Genomic DNA, 18,807 nt, shown 5'->3' on the forward strand with positions numbered 1-18,807 from the left:
ATTCTTAGATTCCAGGATTCAAGTATAACGATGCACTCACATCCTATAATCACAAGATTCCAAACGTTCAGCATCCCATACATTATGATGAACAACCTGAAATCCCGTAATCTTACAATCTCGAAATCCCACAATCCCAGAAGCACAGGTATCCCAAACCGCGAAAACTGAGATGTTGAGATGTTGAGATGTTGAGATGTTGAGATGTTGAGATGGTGAGATGGTGAGATGGTGAGATGGTGAGATGGTGAGATGGTGAGATGGTGAGATGGTGAGATGGTGAGATGGTGAGATTTTATCTCAGGAGTATCTTACGTCCAGCATGAAGATGGAGAAGTTTAAAACATGTCACATCACAGAATCCCATACTCCTAAGATTACAAAATCCTGCAATCCAGATGTATCTCTTAATCTCCATGGTTATTAAGCAATTCACGTCAATTTTAGAAATGCGCCTTGATGGGATCATAGAATCACCTAATCACCTAATCACCTAATCACGGGATTATTTCATCCTGAAATCAATTGGTGAATACTGACGAAGACAAGATAGAAATCTTGTAATCCTGTGATTTTAAAATCATGGGATATGATAATTCGATAATCCTAAAAGGTTGAAATCCCCGGATGCAAACTTTATAGTAGTCATCTAATCCTGTGATTCATGGATTTAAAAATCTCATAATCCTATGATTCTATCATTATAAGATTACTAAATCTTAGGGTTTCAGAATCTTATAATCTTCATTGAACGCTTCATCAGAGGTTGTCATGGCAGCGAAAATTATTTCTTTCCTGAACGGGAAGGGCGGAGTAGGGAAAACCACAACGTCTATAAACATAGCGACCTGTCTTGCCCGACAAGGACATAAAGTCGTAATGGTAGATACCGACCCGCAGGGAAGTATCAGTAACTGGTATGACGAAAGCAAATGCCAGTTCGACCTTGCAGAGGCGGCTTCAGAAAAAGAAGTCTATACCGTTCGCAAACAATTAAAAGAATACGATTACGTGGTAATAGATGGCGCTGCTGCTATATCAGCAATTTCTTCCGCTGCTGTGATGGTGAGTGATCTGGTGTTGATTCCTGTGACACCGTCACCTTTAGATTTTGCTGCCTGTGGCGCTATTCTGGCCGTCGTGGAAGCTCGCGAAAATTTGCAGCCGGTGATTGCCCGTTTTCTAATCACCAAAAAAGTCGCTTCAGCTAAAATGCTTGAAGTGCTGAAAGAATCCATTGCCGATACCGGTGTTCCCGCATTGCGTACTGGTACGACGCAGCGCCAGGTTTACATCCGCACAATGATGGATGGCGGTACTGTTTTCGATACGACAGACGGAAACGCGAAAGGGGAAATTGAAATTATGACTAAAGAAATCACGGAGTTGCTGAAATGAAAATGAAACTTGGCCAGCACAGACAACTGACGACAGCACTGGAAGCAGTCTCTAAACCACCTGCATCAGTAAAAAAATTGCAGACCAACATCGATGAAGAGCTGCATCGTCGTTTTAAAACCAGCTGCTTCCTGCAAGATCGCGAAATGAAAGACGTCCTGACCGAGTTGATCGAGGCCTGGCTTATCACCAACGAACGCACGTAATGCACTGAACACTGGCTGGACCGGGTCTTTCAGGGCCCGTTTCCGAAGACCACATGCTTACATTCCTGACTCTGTCTGCTTTCAGTGCGAACTTATCCCTTCGTCAACTCTCTTCTTCTGTGTGATCAGATCTTAAGATCAAATAATGTTTTGTTTATTTTCTAAGTTTAGATCTTTCTCTTTAGAGAGGTATTTTATTTTTTATTATCAGCAGCTTATGAAGGGTATTGTGGAGATATTTCCTGCGTCAGGTGGAGATCCTTCCTGTTGGATGTGGATCCTTTTCATGGCGAATGTAGACGTTTTTTCTGTGGATAATTTCTTTATGGATCAAACCATTACCTATGTGGAGTGATTTTCTGTGGATATCTCATTTACAGGTCATTCAGTAATCGCCCTAAGCTTAGCATCTCTCTAACAGGCTGTCACAACAGGCATTTTTTATAAGTGGAAGAATTTCCTGATCCATCGATAACACCAATACGTGGAACAATTTCCTGTTACAGCGTCACGTTATGTCACATAGTCAGTTAACGGATCCCTGCCATCCACAGGTAGAGCAGTTTGACCTTCTTTGGGCCGCTGATAGAGGTATATGTGGAAACTTTTCCTGATCCTGAAACAGCCTATGTGGAAACATTATCTGATCCCTGAAAGTCATCTTTCCACAATCCTGCCTAAATAATAACTATAAATCAGTTGGTTGCAATTTATGTGACGCTGTCACAACTTTATATGTGGAATGTTTTCCTGTTCTAAAACGATGATATTCATGAAGCCTGCCGTTTGAATACACATATGGAGCGAATTAAGGTGGAGATATTTCCTGATCCTGTTGGTGCCGTTATGTGGAAAGATTTTCTGTGCATACGGCTGTACCGATTATGTGGAGTAATTTCCTGTCAATACGGCCAATGTGTTCTTAATGTGGAAACATTTTCTGATCCCATGCTTCGCAATACGTGGAGAGTTTTCCTGTGGGTCGTCTCTGAGCGATAAACCACGGCCCGTAACGAAGTGAGAAGGGGATCACAAAGCTGATTCTGGTATTTTAGTTTGCGGTAGCGCCTCATATGTGGAGTGATTTTCTGATCCAGAAGAGATTCTGGTTGTGAATGGCTGATAGTTTTTTGCGAAGATCCTCTTCTGCATATGTGGAATAATTTCCTGTAAAAGTCCAGACGATCCAAGGTGTTAAAAAAAGGATCCCTGGTGCTGCCGAAAATCATATGTGGAGGTTTTTCCTGATCCGACTTTTTCGATCCTTTTCTAACATGCTGATTATAAAAGGATAAATAACCCTTGTTTTTGCTTTACGCCGGCATTTTTTATGTGGAATAATTTAGCTACTTTCCACTTATGGATCCTGCTACATGGAACTGAATAAACTCACCGTAGTTCAGGGGAATGATCTTCTTGAAGGCGCTTACAGCGTCACTCTGGATGAAATGCGCCTGCTAAACCTGGCACTGGCACAAATTGATAGCAGGAAACCTCAGCCAGATACGCTTTATCGACTTTTCCCTCAGGATTATCAGCGGATCTACGGGGTAAACCCGACAAGCAGCCACCGCCAGTTGCGCGAAGCAGCTGAAAGCCTGATGAAAAAGCCGGTCACCATTTACAAGCCGGATGTTAAAACCGGCAAGGTCCGTACTGTGCAACTCTCCTGGTTTTCACGTCTCGAATATGTGAGCAGCGATGATCACAGCGCGGTGGTTCTGCGTTTCGGGCAGGATGTCGCCCCGTATCTTTATGAACTTAAAGAATCTTTTACCAAATTGAATTTTGCCAACATTGCAAAACTTGATACGCCTTTTTCCGTACGACTCTATGGCTGGCTCATCAAAGCTAAGAACCTTTACGGGCGCCGCAGCGGCAAAGCCATAGAAGTAACGTTGGATCTCAACTGGATGCGTGAGAAGGCCGGTTTGGCGGGCAAATACGAGGATTATCGTGACTTCCGCCAGAAACTTCTTGAGCCGACGATCAACCGGATTAATGCCAATACCGATATTTCAGTGGTCTGGGAGCCGGTAAAGCAGGGGAGAACTGTCGTCTCCATCAAGTTTGCCTATGTGGATGAATCCGCGCCAGAAGCCAGCAAACCGCTGCGCCCGCGCTTACCGCGCCGTCCGCGTGCTGTCGCCGGATCGGCGCTGGAAGGCGAATGGGCACGCCGTTGCATCGCGATCTTCGAAGAGTATCGTGAAAAGCTAAGCGCTTACGATGCGGATGAAAAGGCCACATTGCCGGATCTGCGCAAGCTGTCAGGCTGGTATAAGCTGATCGGTGAGAAGAATAAACAAAAAGAGATCCTTGCGGAAGTCAGTTCCCGCAGCAAAAAAACCGCTGCCTGAGCGCTATGATCCGAAAATAAAAGTAAACGGCGTATCTTGTGAAAGATACGCCGTTTTTTTTAGGCTAAAGACCCAACTGTTAACGTCTATACGCCTCTGAATAAGCGTTAATAGGTTAGTAAGTGCTTACTGGGTTGTATCAGAAAATCTTTCCACATTAGCCGTTTTGGCGGCTTTTCCAGCGTACTGTTTAAAAGCTATAAGCCATATTTTTTCGTTGTTAGACAAGGCCTAATGGCATCCTTACTCTTTGTCATGTTTTGTAAATCGTTTGCACACTTTTGATGAGGATGTCTTTTGGCTACGTTATTACGCTCTGCATTCGCGCCAGTCGCACAACGCGCGCGCCGTACTGCTTCTTTCAAAATTGCATTACTGGCCAGTGCCGTGATGCTGTCTTCTTTTGCATTCGCTGATGATGTTTTAAGAGAAGGCATTACACCGGCCACTGATGCCAGCCAGATCCCTGCTGCTGCGAAACTGCGCACTGATACTGTGATTGCCGGGATCTCCGAACCACAGGGGATCTTTAACCCATACTTCTTCGTCAACGGCTGGGATGAAAACGTCACTAACGTGATTTTCGCGCGCCTGATTGACTGGGACAGCCAGGGAAAACTGGTTCCCGGTCTGGCCCAAAGCTGGACAGTCAGCCCTGACGGCAAAACCTATACCATCACATTACGCCCTGACCTGAAGTTCAGCGACGGCTCACCCCTGACCGCCGAAGACGTCGCATTTACGCTGACAGTGCTCTATGACCCAAAATATGACGGGGATACCGATATTACGCTGGCGCATATTGCAGGTGGTGATGAATACAAGCAAGGCAAAGCAGAAAGCATCAGCGGTCTGAAGGTGATTGACCCGCTGACATTGCAGGTCACCACCACACAACCGGGAGCCACAACGCTGCAAAAAATCGGCGGACCTGTACTGTCGAAAGCTTATTACGGTAAAGGTTACCAACGCGGAAATCTCGATTACCTGCGCACGCTTCATGGTAAACCGCTGGGGAATGGCCCTTATGTATACGATAAGTATATCCCGGGGCAGGAGATCCGTTTTCACGCCAATGCAAACTACTACCGCGGTGTCCCTCCGACACCGCGCTTCATTTATCGGGTGACCAATCCGTCGACTAACTTCCAGTTATTCCAGACGGGCGATACAGATTACGATGCCTTCACTTCCCGCCCGGATGACATTGAGCAGTTGAAAATGCTCGGCTTTGCCAACATTAACCTGTACGGATCCAGTGATTACAGCAAAATTGAATTTAACGTTCATCGTCCGGCGTTGCAGGATGTGAAAGTGCGCCAGGCGCTGATCTACGGGCTGGATCGCCAGAAGCTGATTGACGTGGTGTACCAGGGGTACGGCTCCGTGGCGATTGAGCCGATCGCGCCTATTTCCTGGGCGTACAACACTGACGGCGTGAATCCGTACAAATTTGATCCGGCGCAGGCCAATAAATTGCTGGATGAAGCCGGGTGGAAAGTGGGCGGTGACGGTATTCGTGTGAAAGACGGTAAACGTCTCGAACTGACGCTGCTGGTCAGCAAAAAAGTGCTCAACGATGCACTGATCCCGATTGCAAAAGAAGATTATCAGAAAATCGGCGTACTGCTGAAACCACAGGTTGTGGACTTCAACGCCCTGATGTCACAACGTAAAGCGGGCAATTACGATCTGGCCTCCTTCAGCACCAGCACGCTTAACGATCCGCACGATGGCGTGTGGGATTATTACAGCACCGAAGCTACTGAATCCGGCTACAACAATCCTGAAGTCGATAAGCTGATCAACGAAGGGAACGCTACGCTGGACATCGAAAAGCGTAAGCCGATTTACCATGAGCTGTATAAAGTGCTGGCTAACGATCCGCCGGTGATCCTGCTCGGTAACCGCAAAATCCTTTCGGCCAGCAGTGCCCGAGTGACCGGTTTTAAACCGGATATCTATAACGGCCTGACCGGCAGCCTGCCGGACGTCAAAATTGTAAAATAATCAGAAATAACGCAGCTGCCGGACGCTTCCGGCAGCTTCAATGAGAAAGTCATGAGAAATTTCATTCTGCGTCGTTTGCTTCAAACCATTCCGATGTTGTTCCTCGCTTCGCTGCTCATCTTTATGCTGTTTGCCAAAACGCCGGGCGACTTTATCGATGGCAATATTACGCTGACCGCACAACGCGCTGCTGAACTGAAAGCTTTATACGGCCTGGATCAACCGCTGCTCAGCCGTTATCTGCACTGGCTGGGTAATCTGTTGCGGGGGGATCTGGGTTTCTCGCTGCAATATCAGATCCCGGTCAGCCAGTTGCTGAATCAGTACATCTGGAATTCCTTCCTGCTCGCGACTATTGCGATGGTGCTGTACTGGGGGATCGCGCTGGCGGTTGGCATTGTCTCCGCGATGAAGCCTTATTCCCTGTTTGATCACGCAGTCAGTGTGGTCATCTTCGCCGCAATGTCCTTCCCGACGTTTTTCCTTTGTTTGCTGTTGATTAAATGGTTTGCCGTTGATTTGCACTGGCTGCCCGTGGGGGGCATGACCAACACCGGCAGTGACGCCACAGGATGGGCATGGGTGATGCAGGTCGCCGCACATCTGGTATTGCCGGTGGTGGCGCTGGTGATGCTACAGGCAGGCAGCCTGACACGTTATTTCCGCGCCAGTATGCTCGACGTCGTGCGTATGGATTTCATTCGTACCGCGCGTGCCAAAGGGTTACGTGAACGTACAGTTATCCTGAAACATGCGTTGCGAAATGCACTGCTGCCCATTATCACGCTGCTGGGTTTTGAGTTGCCTGGGCTGTTTTCCGGGGCGCTGATCACCGAAAAGGTCTTCAACTGGCCAGGTGCCGGGCATATACATATTGATTCGCTGGCAGCGCGTGATTACCCGGTTCTGATGGGATTCACGTTGTTCCTGGCGGTATTGACCATTCTTGGCAATCTGATTGCCGACGTGCTGTATGCGTGGGCTGACCCGCGTATTCGTGTGAGGTCATAATGTTTGGCTCTTTATTTTCGACTAACCGCCGTCTGCGCGAAGCACAAATTCCGGCGCTTGCTCAGGTGACACCGTCACCCTGGCGGCAGGCGTGGCGGGCGCTACGTCAGAACAGACTGGCGATGTTTTGCTTAGTCTTGCTGCTGGTAATGGCCGTCTGGTGCATAACAGGTCCTTACTTTTCTCCCTGGCGCGATGATGCCACCGATGCGCTGATGATCAACAAAGCGCCAAATGCGGAACATTGTCTGGGCACCGATTTTCTCGGGCGCGATGTGTATACGCGGCTGCTGCTGGCGGGACGTATCTCGCTAATTATCGGCATGCTGACCATGTTGTTATCTGTGACGTTCGGATATCTCATGGGCGCGGTGTCCGGCTATCTGGGCGGCGTAACCGATAAAATCATCATGCGTTTTGCCGATCTGGTGATGACTATTCCGAGCCTGCCGCTGCTGATCGTTATGGGTGCGATGCTTTCGGAACTGGATTTTTCGCCGGATTCCCGTGTGTATATGGTGATCGTAATGCTCAGCTTGCTGGAATGGCCGAAGCTGGCGCGTCTGGTCCGCGGGCAAATCCTCTCCCTGCGTGAGCGTGATTTTATGCTGGCGACGCAGGTGCTCGGCTTGTCTTCGCGTCGTCGGCTGTTTGGCCATTTACTGCCCAATACCGTGCCAATTCTGGTGGTGATGGCAACAATGGCTGTGGCGAATGCCATTCTCAGCGAATCCGCGCTCAGTTATCTCGGGCTCGGGGTTGTGCCACCGACACCGTCATGGGGGAATATGATGGATGCGGCGAACAGTCTCATCGATTTCCAGCGTCGCCCGTGGTTGTGGATGCCGCCCGGCGTGGCGATCTTTATTACGGTGATTGCAATTAACGTACTGGGCGATGGCCTGCGTGATGCGCTTGATCCCAAACTGAAACGGAGCAAAAAATGACGCAACCGTTGATCCGTTTTAATCAGCTTTCTCTGTCGTTCTCCAGTGATCAGGGCCGTGTGCGTGCCGTACAAGATGTCACCTTTGACGTTCAGGCCGGTCAAACCGTGGGTATTGTCGGTGAATCTGGCTGCGGGAAAAGTGTCACGGCGATGTCGCTGATGGGGTTGTTACCGCCACAGGCTGCGCGTATTGATAGCGGTGAAATCCTGTTTCAGGGAAGGGATTTACTCAGGCTGCGGTCCTCTCAGATGGCGGACTTGCGCGGCAACCAGCTGGCGATGATCTTTCAGGAGCCGATGACCGCGCTGAACCCGGTGCTGACTCTGGGGGAACAGCTGGTCGAGCCGCTGATCCGCCATCTCGGTGAATCACCGAAACTGGCGTGGTCACATGCGACGAATATGATCACCGAAGTCGGTCTGGCGCGGGCGGAAAGCCTGATGAGCAGTTATCCGCACCAACTTTCGGGCGGCATGTTGCAGCGCATCATGATTGCGATGGCGCTGAGTTGTAAGCCGCAGTTACTGATTGCTGACGAACCCACCACCGCGCTGGATGTCACCGTACAGGCGCAAATCCTGCGTTTGCTGCGTGAACAGGCTCAGCAGAATCACATGGCGCTGATGCTGATCACCCACGATTTAGGTGTGATCGCACAAATGGCCGATCACGTTGTGGTGATGTACGCCGGTAAAATTGTGGAGCAGGGCGCGACAGCTGAAGTGCTGAGCAATCCGCTGCACCCTTATACACAGGGGCTGATTGCCTCCAGACCCACGCCGGGCGAACGCCGCCGTCGCTTGTATTCTATTCCCGGCCAGGTGCCGGATCTGGCCGCACTGCCCCCTTACTGCGCATTCACCGAACGCTGCGCCCGCGCAACTGACAGATGTCGCCAGGGCATTCCTGCGCTGGAAGGCCGGCACCGGCAGGTGGCGTGTTTTTACGGCGGACTGAGCACCGTAAGTGACATCGAAAACAGGGAATTACAGCCATGAATGCTGAATATCTGATTGAAGTGGATGGCCTGAAAAAGTATTTCCCGATCCGTGACGGCGTATTCGGGCAGGAAACCGGCCAGTTGCGCGCCGTGGATGGCGTCAGTTTTAACATTCGTAAAGGCACGATTTTCGGGCTGGTGGGTGAATCCGGCAGCGGCAAAACCACCGTGGGCCGTACGCTGCTTGGGTTGTATGACAAAACCGCGGGCAGCGTGAAGTTCCGTGGTGAAGATCTGCACGGCCTGAAGCCGAAACAACTGAAAGCACTGCGCCCGAAAATCCAGCTGGTTTTTCAGGATCCGTACAGTTCGCTTAACCCGCGGATCCGCATTGGTGATGCCATCGGTGAAGCGATGCTGGAACATAAACGGTGTTCACGGGCGCAACTGCATGAAAAGGTGCTGGATGTGATGAAGATCTGCGGTCTGTCACCGCTGCATTACAACCGCTTCCCGCATGAGTTCTCCGGTGGACAGCGCCAGCGTATCGGCATTGCCCGCGCGCTTATCCTGCAACCGGACTTTATTATCGCCGATGAACCCATTTCCGCGCTGGACGTGTCGATTCAGGCGCAAATCATCAATCTGTTCGCTGACTTACGTGACGATCATGGCGTGACGTTTCTGTTTATCTCCCACGATCTGGGTGTGGTGGAGCACCTTTGTGATGACGTGGCGGTGATGTATCTCGGCCAGTTAGTGGAAACGGCCAGCCGCGATGCGTTGTTCCAGCAGCCCCTGCATCCCTATACACAGGCGCTGCTGGCAGCAGTGCCGACGCTTGACCCGGACAGTGAGCCGGTGGCGATGGTCAGTGGGGAAATTCCGGATCCGTCAAAACCGCCTGCTGGCTGTCGTTTCCATACCCGCTGCCCGCGTGCAACCGACCACTGTCGTAAAGAAATCCCGTTACTGCGTGAAATAGAAAGAGGCCATCGCGTGGCCTGCCATCTGGTGTAAAAAAGCTTGCCGGATTTCAGTCTTCTAAAATCCGGCGGGCTTCCGTCTGCATTTTTTGCCCGACACTTTTGGTGACGTCGATCACTTTCTGTGTGGCCGGTGAGAGAAATGCGCCTTCCAGCCAGGTGATCCCGACGCGGCGCTCCATCACTAACTGATCGTTATCAATACGGATCAGTCGCGAAAGAAATTCTTCTTCCACCAAAATATTCTCCGACAAAAAACTCAGTAATCCGCTTTTCGCAATCAGCCCCGGCACCGAGGCCAGCGAGCTGATTTCCACTTTCACATCCGGTGGCGGACAGTGGTTTTCATAGAACATTTTATCCAGCCACTGGCGCATCGACACGGTTTTCGCTGGCAAAATCCACCCGTAACGGCTGAGTTCGCGCAGACTGGCGGGTTTACCGGCCAACGGATGATCACGGGACGCGGCGACGATCACCCGGTCGGCAGTCACGGGCAACTGCACCACCGGACTGTCGTAATTGACCAGCGGGCCGATGATGACATCAATCGCATGACGTTCCAGCAGGGTAAAAAGCACGTCATTCATGCCTATCTGGATTTCCAGTTTCATATTCGGTACCTGAGATTGCAGCATTTTGCAGATCTCAGGTAACAGGAATTGCGTGGCTGAACCGGACACGCCCACGCGAACGATCCCGCCCGCGCCGCTGCTCAGTTCATTCATGATTTCGCCAATCTCAAGATACGCACTTTGCAGCGCGATACCACGTTGATAAAGAATGCGTCCTGCTTCGGTCAGTTCAAGCCCGCGACCTGCCCGTTTGAACAGTTTGATGTTCAGTTCACGCTCAAGACGGGTGATCGATTTTGAAAGAGCAGGCTGAGTTATATTTAAATTTTGTGACGCAAGTCTCAAATTCATCATCTGCGCAGCAGTGACGAAATAATCTAAGTCTCTGTTATTTAACATTGATTCCTGAAATTCATCGATTAGGTAATAAAATATAGTAGAAGGCATGAAACGCAGGGTCAATAATCTCGCGATCTTCACAGTGGCGCGGACGTCATCACGAAGACAACACCAGCAAATCCACCTGTTTTAAGTAAAATAAGACTCTAAGTGCATCTATGAAAATTGTTAATTTCATCATCAGTAAAGACCACACCAAAAGCTTCGGCATCTTCCAGGCAGAGGGGATTGTCGATGTCGGTGCCCGCTCGGGATGCCGGGACATTAACGAATTCATGGCACATTATCAGCTGGAAGACTTGCAACGTTACGTGCAGTTGCCTGCGGATCTTGATCTAAACGCCATCAGTTTCCTGCCGGTTATCGACAGGCCAGGAAAAATTTTTGGTGTGGGCATGAACTACGCAGAAAAACGCAAAGAATTCAATGAAACCAGCGACGCGCCAACATTGTTTGTCCGCTTTGCGGATTCGCAGGTCGGTCATAATGGTGTGATCATCAAACCGGCTTCTTCCGAGCAGTTTGATTATGAAGGTGAGCTGGCGATTATTATCGGACGTACCGGTCGCAATATTTCCGCTGATGATGCGCTGGACTATATTGCCGGTTACAGTTGCTATATGGATGGTTCGGTGCGTGACTGGCAGCATAAGTGGTATACGGCAGGTAAAAACTGGCCGTCGACAGGCGCGTTTGGCCCGTGGATGGTGACGCCGGATGAAGTGGGTGATCCGCAAAATCTGAGCATCAAAACCTGGCTGAATGACCGGCTGGTGCAGGATGACACCACCGCCAATATGGTGCACACCATCCCACAAATTATCGCGTATATCAGTACCTTTACCCGGCTCTCTCCCGGCGATGTGATCATGACCGGTTCCCCGGGTGGCGTTGGAAAAACCCGCGTGCCGCCGTTGTTCCTGCATGAGAATGATAAGATTGAAGTTGAAATTGAAAATATCGGCCGGCTGACCAATCTTATCCAGAATGCACCGCTGTCTGAGATGACAAATTCAAAAACAGCGGCCTGATAAACCTCAGCGCGTTTGATTAACCAAAGGCACCGTTTGTCCGGTGCTTTTGTGTTTGACGACCATCAGATAAGTCAGCGTAAATGACAGCCCCAGCAAAAGCGCTACGCCCATCAGGATGTAAATAAAATACGGACCGATGTAAGCGGGCAGACTGAAAATGCTCGACAGAATATAGCCGTACAGCCGCACGCCGAAGAAAGCGATAAAGGCCGACGCCACGGAGCTGCTGATGGTGGTAGCGATAAACGCTTTTTTGTAGCGCGTCAGCACGCCAAACAATGCCGGTTCGGTGATCCCCAGTAAGCCGGAAATCGCGGCTGACAGCACGACGGATTTTTGTTCGCGGGTTTTGACGTGGAAATAAATGGCAAACGTCGATCCTGCAATTGCCATGTTGGCCATGAACATCATCGGCATCAGCATATCCCAGCCCTGATCGGTAAAGTTCTGCAAGGCAACCGGTGTCATCGCATGGTGCATGCCTGTGAGGATCGCCACAGGACGGATCGCGCCGACAATAAAGCCTGCAAACACCGCTGATACTCCGAACAACCCCTGAATGCCAAATGCCAGCAATTTACCGAGATAAATCCCCGCCGGGCCAATCAGTGTCAGCGACACCAGCGCAGCAATAAATAATGTGAGCGTCGGGGTAAAGACGGTTTTCAACACGTCCGGCATGATTTTATCCACCCAGCGATGGATATAACTCAGCGCCAGCACGGAGAAAATCACCGGAATGACACTGGCCGAATAATTGAAAATGGACACCGGCAGTATATCCATAAAATACAGCGCAGTTGGTGCACCGGCTGTATGACTGGCGAGCGATTTCGCAGCATCTGTCAGCGTCGGGTACATCAGGCAGGCGGCCACGGCAGCAGCAAGATATTCATTGGTTTTAAAGATCTTCGCCGCAGAAACGGCGAGGAAAAACGGCAGGAAGTAAAACACGCCGCTGGCGATCAAATCGATAATCATCACCGTTTCGCTTTTGGCTGAAATCACTTTTAAAGCAATCAGTCCGGCCAGCAAACCCTTAATCATCCCTGCGCCCGCAATGGCCGGAACGATCGGGCCGAAGACGCCGGAGACGGTATCCATGAACATCGACACCAGGCTTTTCCGCCCTTTTGTGGAAACATTTCCTGTTGTTTTTTCGGCGTTGCCGGTCACAGGATCCAGTTGTGACACGATGGCGTCGTACCAGACATTCACTTTCGGCCCGATGATGATCTGCACCTGATCACTCTGGCTTTGTGCGCCGAGCACGCCGGGCAGATTTTTAATCTCATCCCAGGCCACTTTATTTTCGTCGTGTAAATCAAAGCGCAAACGGGTCATGCAATGCCAGACTTTATTGATATTTCCCGCTCCGCCTACCAGCTTAATAACCGAATGCATTATTTCTGTATTCACCCTGAACCCCGCGACGAAAAATTCATTATTCATTGTCAGATGGAAGGGGAGTGTAATGACGGCCTTTTTATAAAACAAACCAATAAAACAGGATCTTCATCACAAAACTTCACGCAGATGGGGCTTGTTCGCACATAATGAATGAATTGGTCCGTTTTCTATCGATATTCAGGTGTGCTTTTAAACCAAAATAAAAGCCTGAATTTAAGGTTTACAAGCAGGATAAAAATACGTTGAAATAACGGTAATACAAATATCACCGCCGATTTTTAATTAAAAATAACGGCTTTTATGAAGGATTAATCATGCAGCCTGTGCTGATGACGAATATCGAATGTCAGATAACGCGCCCCGATCGTCATAATTTAGTGGTGGTCCGTATTGAAACGGATCGTGGCGTTTTCGGCCTTGGCTGCGCGACATTCCAGCAGCGCCCGCTGGCGGTCAAACTGATGGTGGATGAGTATCTCAAACCGTTGCTGATAGGGCGTGATGCGAATCATATCGAAGATTTATGGCAGATGATGATGGTGAACGCGTACTGGCGTAACGGGCCGGTGATCAATAACGCTATTGCGGGTATTGATATGGCACTGTGGGATATCAAAGGTAAGCTGGCAAATATGCCGCTCTACCACTTGTTTGGCGGCAAGTCTAAAGATGCCGTAACGGCGTACAGCCATGCGACCGGTGAAACGCTGGAAGAATTATACGGCGAAGTGGATCGTTTACTGGCTGAAGGCTATCGTCACATCCGCTGTCAGTTGGGTTTTTACGGTGGCAATGCGCGTGAACTTCACAGTACCCGCGAACCGACAGCAGGCGCTTATTACGATCAGGATCAGTACATTGATAACACACTGACGATGTTTAAAGCGTTGCGTGAAAAATACGGCAATCAGTTCCATATCTTGCATGACGTTCACGAAAGGCTGTTCCCGCAACAGGCAGTGCAGTTCGCCAAAGCGGTGGAACAATACCGGCCTTACTTTATCGAAGATATTCTGCCTCCGGATCAGAACGAATGGCTGGCGCAGATCCGCAGCCAGACAGCTGTGCCGCTGGCGACCGGCGAGTTATTCAATAATCCGGCGGAATGGAAGGATCTGATCATTCACCGCCGGATCGACTTTATCCGCTGCCACGTTTCTCAAATCGGGGGGATCACACCGGCGCTGAAACTGGCGCATTTCTGCCAGAGCTTTGGCGTGCGGCTGGCGTGGCATTGTCCGCCGGATATGACACCGGTTGGCGCAGCGGTGAATACGCACCTCAATATTCATCTGCATAATGCGGCGATCCAGGAGTTTGTTGCCTATCCCGCCAACACACAACAGGTGTTTCCGGGCGCACAGGCACCGGTGAAGGGGTATTTCTATCCGGGAGAAGGCGCGGGGATCGGCGTGGGCTTTAACCCGCAGGCGGCGGCAGAGTTTCCGGTGGTATATCGTCCGCATGAATGGACGCAAAGCCGCCTGCCGGACGGCGTGATCCACACGCCCTGACACGCTTACTTCTGGCGGAAAGCCAAATTGTCCTGATTAAACGGGATAACGTAGGTGCAGGAATAATCGATGTCGATAATGTCGCTGAATGCGTAAACCTTGCCGCCCTGCAAAATGCCTCTGTTGGTAATATGCATGGCGGCCATGCCTTTTTTACATCCCAGAATATATGCCTGTTCTTTACTCACCGTCACCGCCTGATAGCGGGTGAGGGAATGTGAAATCACATAGCCTTTGCTAAGAACATATTGCTGAATGGAATGCTCAATAGTCTTCTGATTCAGATCGCCAAATTCTCTGGCGGGCATGCGGGAATATTCAATCTGTACGTTGCGCTGACTGACGCGCCGCAAGCGGGTGAACGCCCAGATAAAATCATCGGTATTCAGATCGAATACCTGTTGTTCTTCTTTATCCGGACGCCGCTTATGCAGGTCCAGCATTTTAAAGCTGATTTCGGTGAATTTCTTTTCAGTGATCGAGTTGTATACCAGCGGATTACTGCTCACGCCGGGGTTAATGTAAATTCCTGAGCCCTGCACAATGTGTACCGCCCCGATACTTACCAGTTTTTCTAATGCCTTACGCACCGTAAAGCGCGACACCCCATATTCTTCCGCCAGCTGGCGCTCGGGCGGTAACTTGTCCGGTAACGAACCACTGTTCTGATAAATCTTGCTCAATAAATCCTGAGCGATAAATTCACTTTTTTTCATGGAGCTTTATCTGTGCGGAAAACAGGTATTTGAGCATGAGGTGGCCCCGGGGGGCAAATTACAGCTTATAAGGTGTATTTATTTTTAACAGTTTACAGACTGTATTTTACTTTTACAGATACCTCATCTCTTGGGTAAGCGCTCCAGTTTATCCTCCCTGAAGGATATTTTAGATTCATCTGCCACAGCGGATAAAAATTGATTTATCCCTTATGGCGGATATAATGAAAAAATCCGCTTGGGAGGATAAAATGAACATTACCTCAACAAAAATGCTGGCAAATGCACTGCGTAATGAGCGTAAAAAGCGCAAACTCAGCCAGAGTAAAACGGCTGAGACAATCGGCCTGAAGCAGTCAACGGTTTCAGAGTTTGAAAATTATCCGGATGGTACCCGTCTGGAGACTCTGTTCAAGTTATTGGCGGCGCTGGATTTAGAGCTACAGATCACGCCAAGGGATATCAATCCCCAGGAAAAGAGTTCCTGGGATCAGGAGTGGTAATACATGGATAAGTTAACGCTCGCATTAAATGGCATTACTGTCGGTACGCTGGAAAAAGGCGGCAGTGGTGAAATGTCATTTATTTATCATCAAAGCTGGCTCACTCGCCCCGGAGCCCGTGCCATCTCGTTATCATTACCTCTTCAGGCAGATAAATTCCGTGGCGCGGTGGTATACAACTTTTTCGACAATCTTCTGCCCGATAACGAACAAATACGCAGCCGTATTCAGGCGCGTTTCCAGATCCCGACTAAACAACCTTTCGATTTGCTGTCGCGAATAGGCGGTGATTGCGTCGGTGCGATCCAGCTCTATCCTGAAGGTGCTCCGGTTACGCCTGTCACTGAAATTCATGCCCAACCGCTTGGCGAAAAGGATATCGAGCAGCTTTTGCAGGGATATAAGGATGCACCCTTGGGCATGGAGGCTGACATTGAAGATTTTCGCATTTCTCTGGCCGGTGCGCAGGAAAAAACGGCACTGCTCTGGTATCGCGACCAGTGGCATCGCCCGCAGGGAAGTACGCCCACCAGCCATATTCTTAAACTCCCCATCGGTTACATTGCCAACAATGGCATCGATTTAAGTGAGAGTGTGGAGAATGAATGGCTGTGTCTGAAAATAGCGGAGCAATTCGGATTTCCGGTCGCACAGTGCGACATTGCCTGCTTCGGTACGCAAAAAGTCCTGGTTGTCGAACGTTTCGATCGTCGCTGGTCGAAGGATGGCTCCTGGCTGATGAGGCTGCCACAGGAGGATTTTTGTCAGGCGTTAGGCGTCGCCCCGGCATTGAAATATGAGGCTGATGGCGGCCCCGGGATTGCGCGCTCAATGAAGCTCTTGTTAGGTTCTCAACGCGCAGGAGGGGATCGGGACATGTTTTTTAAGAGCCAGATCCTCTTCTGGATGCTGGCTGCTATCGACGGTCATGCTAAGAATTTCAGTGTTTATATCGAGCCGGGTAGCGCATACCGTATGACACCGTTTTATGACGTGATGTCAGCATTTCCTCTGATGCATCCAACAGGTATTCCGGCGAAGAAAGCCAAAATGGCGATGGCGGTACTCGGCAATAACCGGCATTTTCACTGGGACAGGATCCTGCCCCGTCATTTTGTCTCAACGGCGCAACGGGTCAGTTACTCGCGAGAAAACGTGTCGAATATGATGATGGAAATGAAGGATAAAACTGAACAAGTGATTACAGAAGTGGAATCCATGTTGCCCGCTGATTTTCCAGCAAAAATCAGTCATGCAATTTTTGAAGGCCTTCGGCGTCAGGCTGCGCGATTGCCTTAATCCCCTAACAAAAAAGCCCGCCGGTCTGTGCGGGCCCGGCGATTTTATTTTGTAAATTCAACTTCTTCCTCCCTGAATATGTAAAATGAAACACTCACTTTCTATTTCATCGATAGCAGTTTTTCGTAATTAGGATAAATATACGGAATTTTTTCGGTACTCCCATCAGGATAAATCGCCGAAAAATCCCTATCCTCTGTTTGGTCAGGCGGAATGAGTGTAACAACTTTAGTTAAATGAACATTTGGTTCAATAAATATTTTCTGCGTATCATGGAGCTTATATCGTCTTCTCCATTTTTCATATCCTGTTTCACCGCCAAAAAACTCCAGGCTAATATCATTCTCATCCAGATGAGTTACCATCGGAAAGAAATCCGTTTTTATATGAAGATCACCCCTGGATTCCTTCGCTTTACCGGTACCATAACCATCGCTAAATCCATAATCATCAAAATCAAAGATATAATTGGTCGCAAACCCCTTTTTCCCCTGCACCAGAGGATTAAGATCAGCGATCTTAAAACTGACTTTAATGGAGTTAAGCTGCCACTGGCATTTTCCGCCGCCATCAATGGCGATATGGGTCCGCCAGATATTGCTGCTTCCTTGCTGACCGAATGGCTTCTCGAAATCGTTATAACCGGGAATATTATGAGGCTCATTGCTCGAGTTATAGCGCACTGTTTTGCATTTATCCGAACGGTACAGAACTTCCATTGGTAAAAGCACGGTATCTGCCGGAAGCGTGAAGACCACGTCTACCCACTTTGCATTCTGAGGTGGAGACAGAATGCGGTCGGGAGTGTTATCACAGCCATAAAGCAGCACGATAAAGGGTAAAAACGCATAATTCTTATTTAGAAAATTCAAGTTCTTCCTCCCTGAAGATAACTTAGTAATGACTTCGTTATTTCATGGATAACAGTTTTTCGTAATCGGGTTTTATCTTGCGTACATGCTCAATGCTTCCATTGGGATAAGTGATCATCATCCCGATTCCACGCTCTTCATCACCCTGTAGTAATACTTCTTTCTGAGAGTGTAATATCGGTTCAATGACTATTTTCTGAGTATCTTGAAGTTTGTAACGTCGGCTCCATCTGTCATAATTCGTATCACCACCAAACATCTCAATAGATGTTTGATTGAACATTTGATTTATAATAACCATAGGAAAAAAATCTGTTTTCAATTCAAGATTGCCACTGGCCATGATTGCCCTACCGGTACCATACCCATCGCTAAATCCATAATCATCAAAATCGAAGATATAATTGGTCGCAAACCCCTTTTTCCCCTGCACCAGAGGATTATTATCAGCGATCTTAAAACTGACTTTAATGGAATTAAGCTGCCACAAGCATGGCCCGCCGCCATCAATGGCAATCCGCTGCTGCCTGATATCGCTGTTTGTAATCGGGCTAAATGCCTGCATGAAACCGTTATATCCGCGAATTTCATAGGCTTCATTACTCGAGTTATAGCTTTTAGTCT

The 18,807-nt window shown here is 49.1% G+C and carries 17 protein-coding genes; 12 read left to right on the plus strand and 5 right to left on the minus strand.

Annotated elements, in window-relative coordinates; all coding sequences use genetic code 11:
• Positions 1–771 precede the first annotated feature (771 nt).
• The 8 genes from parA to J1781_RS19240 all read left to right on the plus strand — a co-directional run bounded on the left by parA (position 772) and on the right by J1781_RS19240 (position 9,895).
• Positions 772–1,398, plus strand: a complete 627-nt coding sequence (gene parA / locus J1781_RS19205) for a ParA family partition ATPase (RefSeq protein WP_014341720.1) — start codon at positions 772–774, stop codon at positions 1,396–1,398.
• Entirely contained in the window at positions 1,395–1,604 is a 210-nt protein-coding gene (locus tag J1781_RS19210; protein WP_014341719.1) for a plasmid partition protein ParG, read from the plus strand. Before parA ends, J1781_RS19210 begins: the two co-directional genes overlap by 4 nt.
• Positions 1,605–2,977: 1,373 nt before the next feature.
• On the plus strand, positions 2,978–3,964 hold the full coding sequence (locus tag J1781_RS19215) for a replication initiation protein (protein ID WP_217138784.1): 987 nt from the start codon (positions 2,978–2,980) through the stop codon (positions 3,962–3,964).
• Between the two features lie 390 nt (positions 3,965–4,354).
• Positions 4,355–5,974: an ABC transporter substrate-binding protein gene (locus J1781_RS19220; protein ID WP_238483191.1), complete on the plus strand. Its 1,620-nt coding sequence runs from the start codon at positions 4,355–4,357 to the stop codon at positions 5,972–5,974.
• A 51-nt stretch (positions 5,975–6,025) separates the two neighbouring features.
• The gene (locus tag J1781_RS19225; RefSeq protein ID WP_129953378.1) at positions 6,026–6,985 is read left to right on the plus strand and encodes an ABC transporter permease; all 960 of its coding nucleotides are present in this window, start codon (positions 6,026–6,028) and stop codon (positions 6,983–6,985) included.
• Entirely contained in the window at positions 6,985–7,932 is a 948-nt protein-coding gene (gene opp4C / locus J1781_RS19230) for an oligopeptide ABC transporter permease (RefSeq protein WP_217234022.1), read from the plus strand. The genes J1781_RS19225 and opp4C overlap by 1 nt, the downstream gene beginning before the upstream one ends.
• The gene (locus J1781_RS19235; protein ID WP_217234023.1) at positions 7,929–8,933 is read left to right on the plus strand and encodes an ABC transporter ATP-binding protein; all 1,005 of its coding nucleotides are present in this window, start codon (positions 7,929–7,931) and stop codon (positions 8,931–8,933) included. Before opp4C ends, J1781_RS19235 begins: the two co-directional genes overlap by 4 nt.
• The gene (locus tag J1781_RS19240; protein WP_129953381.1) at positions 8,930–9,895 is read left to right on the plus strand and encodes an ABC transporter ATP-binding protein; all 966 of its coding nucleotides are present in this window, start codon (positions 8,930–8,932) and stop codon (positions 9,893–9,895) included. The genes J1781_RS19235 and J1781_RS19240 overlap by 4 nt, the downstream gene beginning before the upstream one ends.
• Positions 9,896–9,911: 16 nt before the next feature.
• Here the strand turns inward: J1781_RS19240 and J1781_RS19245 are convergent, their stop codons facing one another.
• On the minus strand, positions 9,912–10,835 hold the full coding sequence (locus J1781_RS19245; protein ID WP_129991100.1) for a LysR family transcriptional regulator: 924 nt from the start codon (positions 10,833–10,835) through the stop codon (positions 9,912–9,914).
• A gap of 158 nt (positions 10,836–10,993) precedes the next feature.
• Between J1781_RS19245 and J1781_RS19250 the strand changes: the two genes are divergently transcribed.
• A complete protein-coding gene (locus J1781_RS19250) occupies positions 10,994–11,866 on the plus strand; it encodes a fumarylacetoacetate hydrolase family protein (protein WP_129953383.1) in 873 nt (290 codons plus the stop codon).
• A 6-nt stretch (positions 11,867–11,872) separates the two neighbouring features.
• On the opposite strand, the gene J1781_RS19255 is transcribed toward J1781_RS19250, so the two are convergent.
• On the minus strand, positions 11,873–13,273 hold the full coding sequence (locus J1781_RS19255) for a PTS transporter subunit EIIC (RefSeq protein ID WP_217234024.1): 1,401 nt from the start codon (positions 13,271–13,273) through the stop codon (positions 11,873–11,875).
• Between the two features lie 320 nt (positions 13,274–13,593).
• Between J1781_RS19255 and J1781_RS19260 the strand changes: the two genes are divergently transcribed.
• The gene (locus J1781_RS19260; protein ID WP_217219459.1) at positions 13,594–14,793 is read left to right on the plus strand and encodes an enolase C-terminal domain-like protein; all 1,200 of its coding nucleotides are present in this window, start codon (positions 13,594–13,596) and stop codon (positions 14,791–14,793) included.
• A 5-nt stretch (positions 14,794–14,798) separates the two neighbouring features.
• Here J1781_RS19260 and J1781_RS19265 read toward each other — a convergent pair whose 3' ends face one another.
• Positions 14,799–15,509, minus strand: coding sequence for a GntR family transcriptional regulator (locus tag J1781_RS19265; RefSeq protein WP_129953386.1), 711 nt, complete (start codon positions 15,507–15,509; stop codon positions 14,799–14,801).
• A gap of 251 nt (positions 15,510–15,760) precedes the next feature.
• Here J1781_RS19265 and J1781_RS19270 point away from each other — a divergent pair, with 251 nt between their 5' ends.
• On the plus strand, positions 15,761–16,012 hold the full coding sequence (locus tag J1781_RS19270; RefSeq protein WP_129953732.1) for a helix-turn-helix domain-containing protein: 252 nt from the start codon (positions 15,761–15,763) through the stop codon (positions 16,010–16,012).
• A gap of 3 nt (positions 16,013–16,015) precedes the next feature.
• On the plus strand, positions 16,016–17,311 hold the full coding sequence (locus J1781_RS19275; RefSeq protein ID WP_129991097.1) for a type II toxin-antitoxin system HipA family toxin: 1,296 nt from the start codon (positions 16,016–16,018) through the stop codon (positions 17,309–17,311).
• A gap of 101 nt (positions 17,312–17,412) precedes the next feature.
• Here the strand turns inward: J1781_RS19275 and J1781_RS26240 are convergent, their stop codons facing one another.
• Both J1781_RS26240 and J1781_RS19285 read right to left on the minus strand, forming a co-directional pair.
• Complete coding sequence (locus tag J1781_RS26240; protein ID WP_238483581.1) at positions 17,413–18,183, minus strand: hypothetical protein; 771 nt, start codon at positions 18,181–18,183, stop codon at positions 17,413–17,415.
• A 37-nt stretch (positions 18,184–18,220) separates the two neighbouring features.
• Positions 18,221–18,807 (minus strand): hypothetical protein (locus J1781_RS19285; RefSeq protein ID WP_238483582.1); only part of this gene is annotated, 587 nt, incomplete at its 5' end.

Source organism: Rahnella perminowiae (genome assembly GCF_019049695.1).
GTDB lineage: Bacteria > Pseudomonadota > Gammaproteobacteria > Enterobacterales > Enterobacteriaceae > Rahnella > Rahnella perminowiae.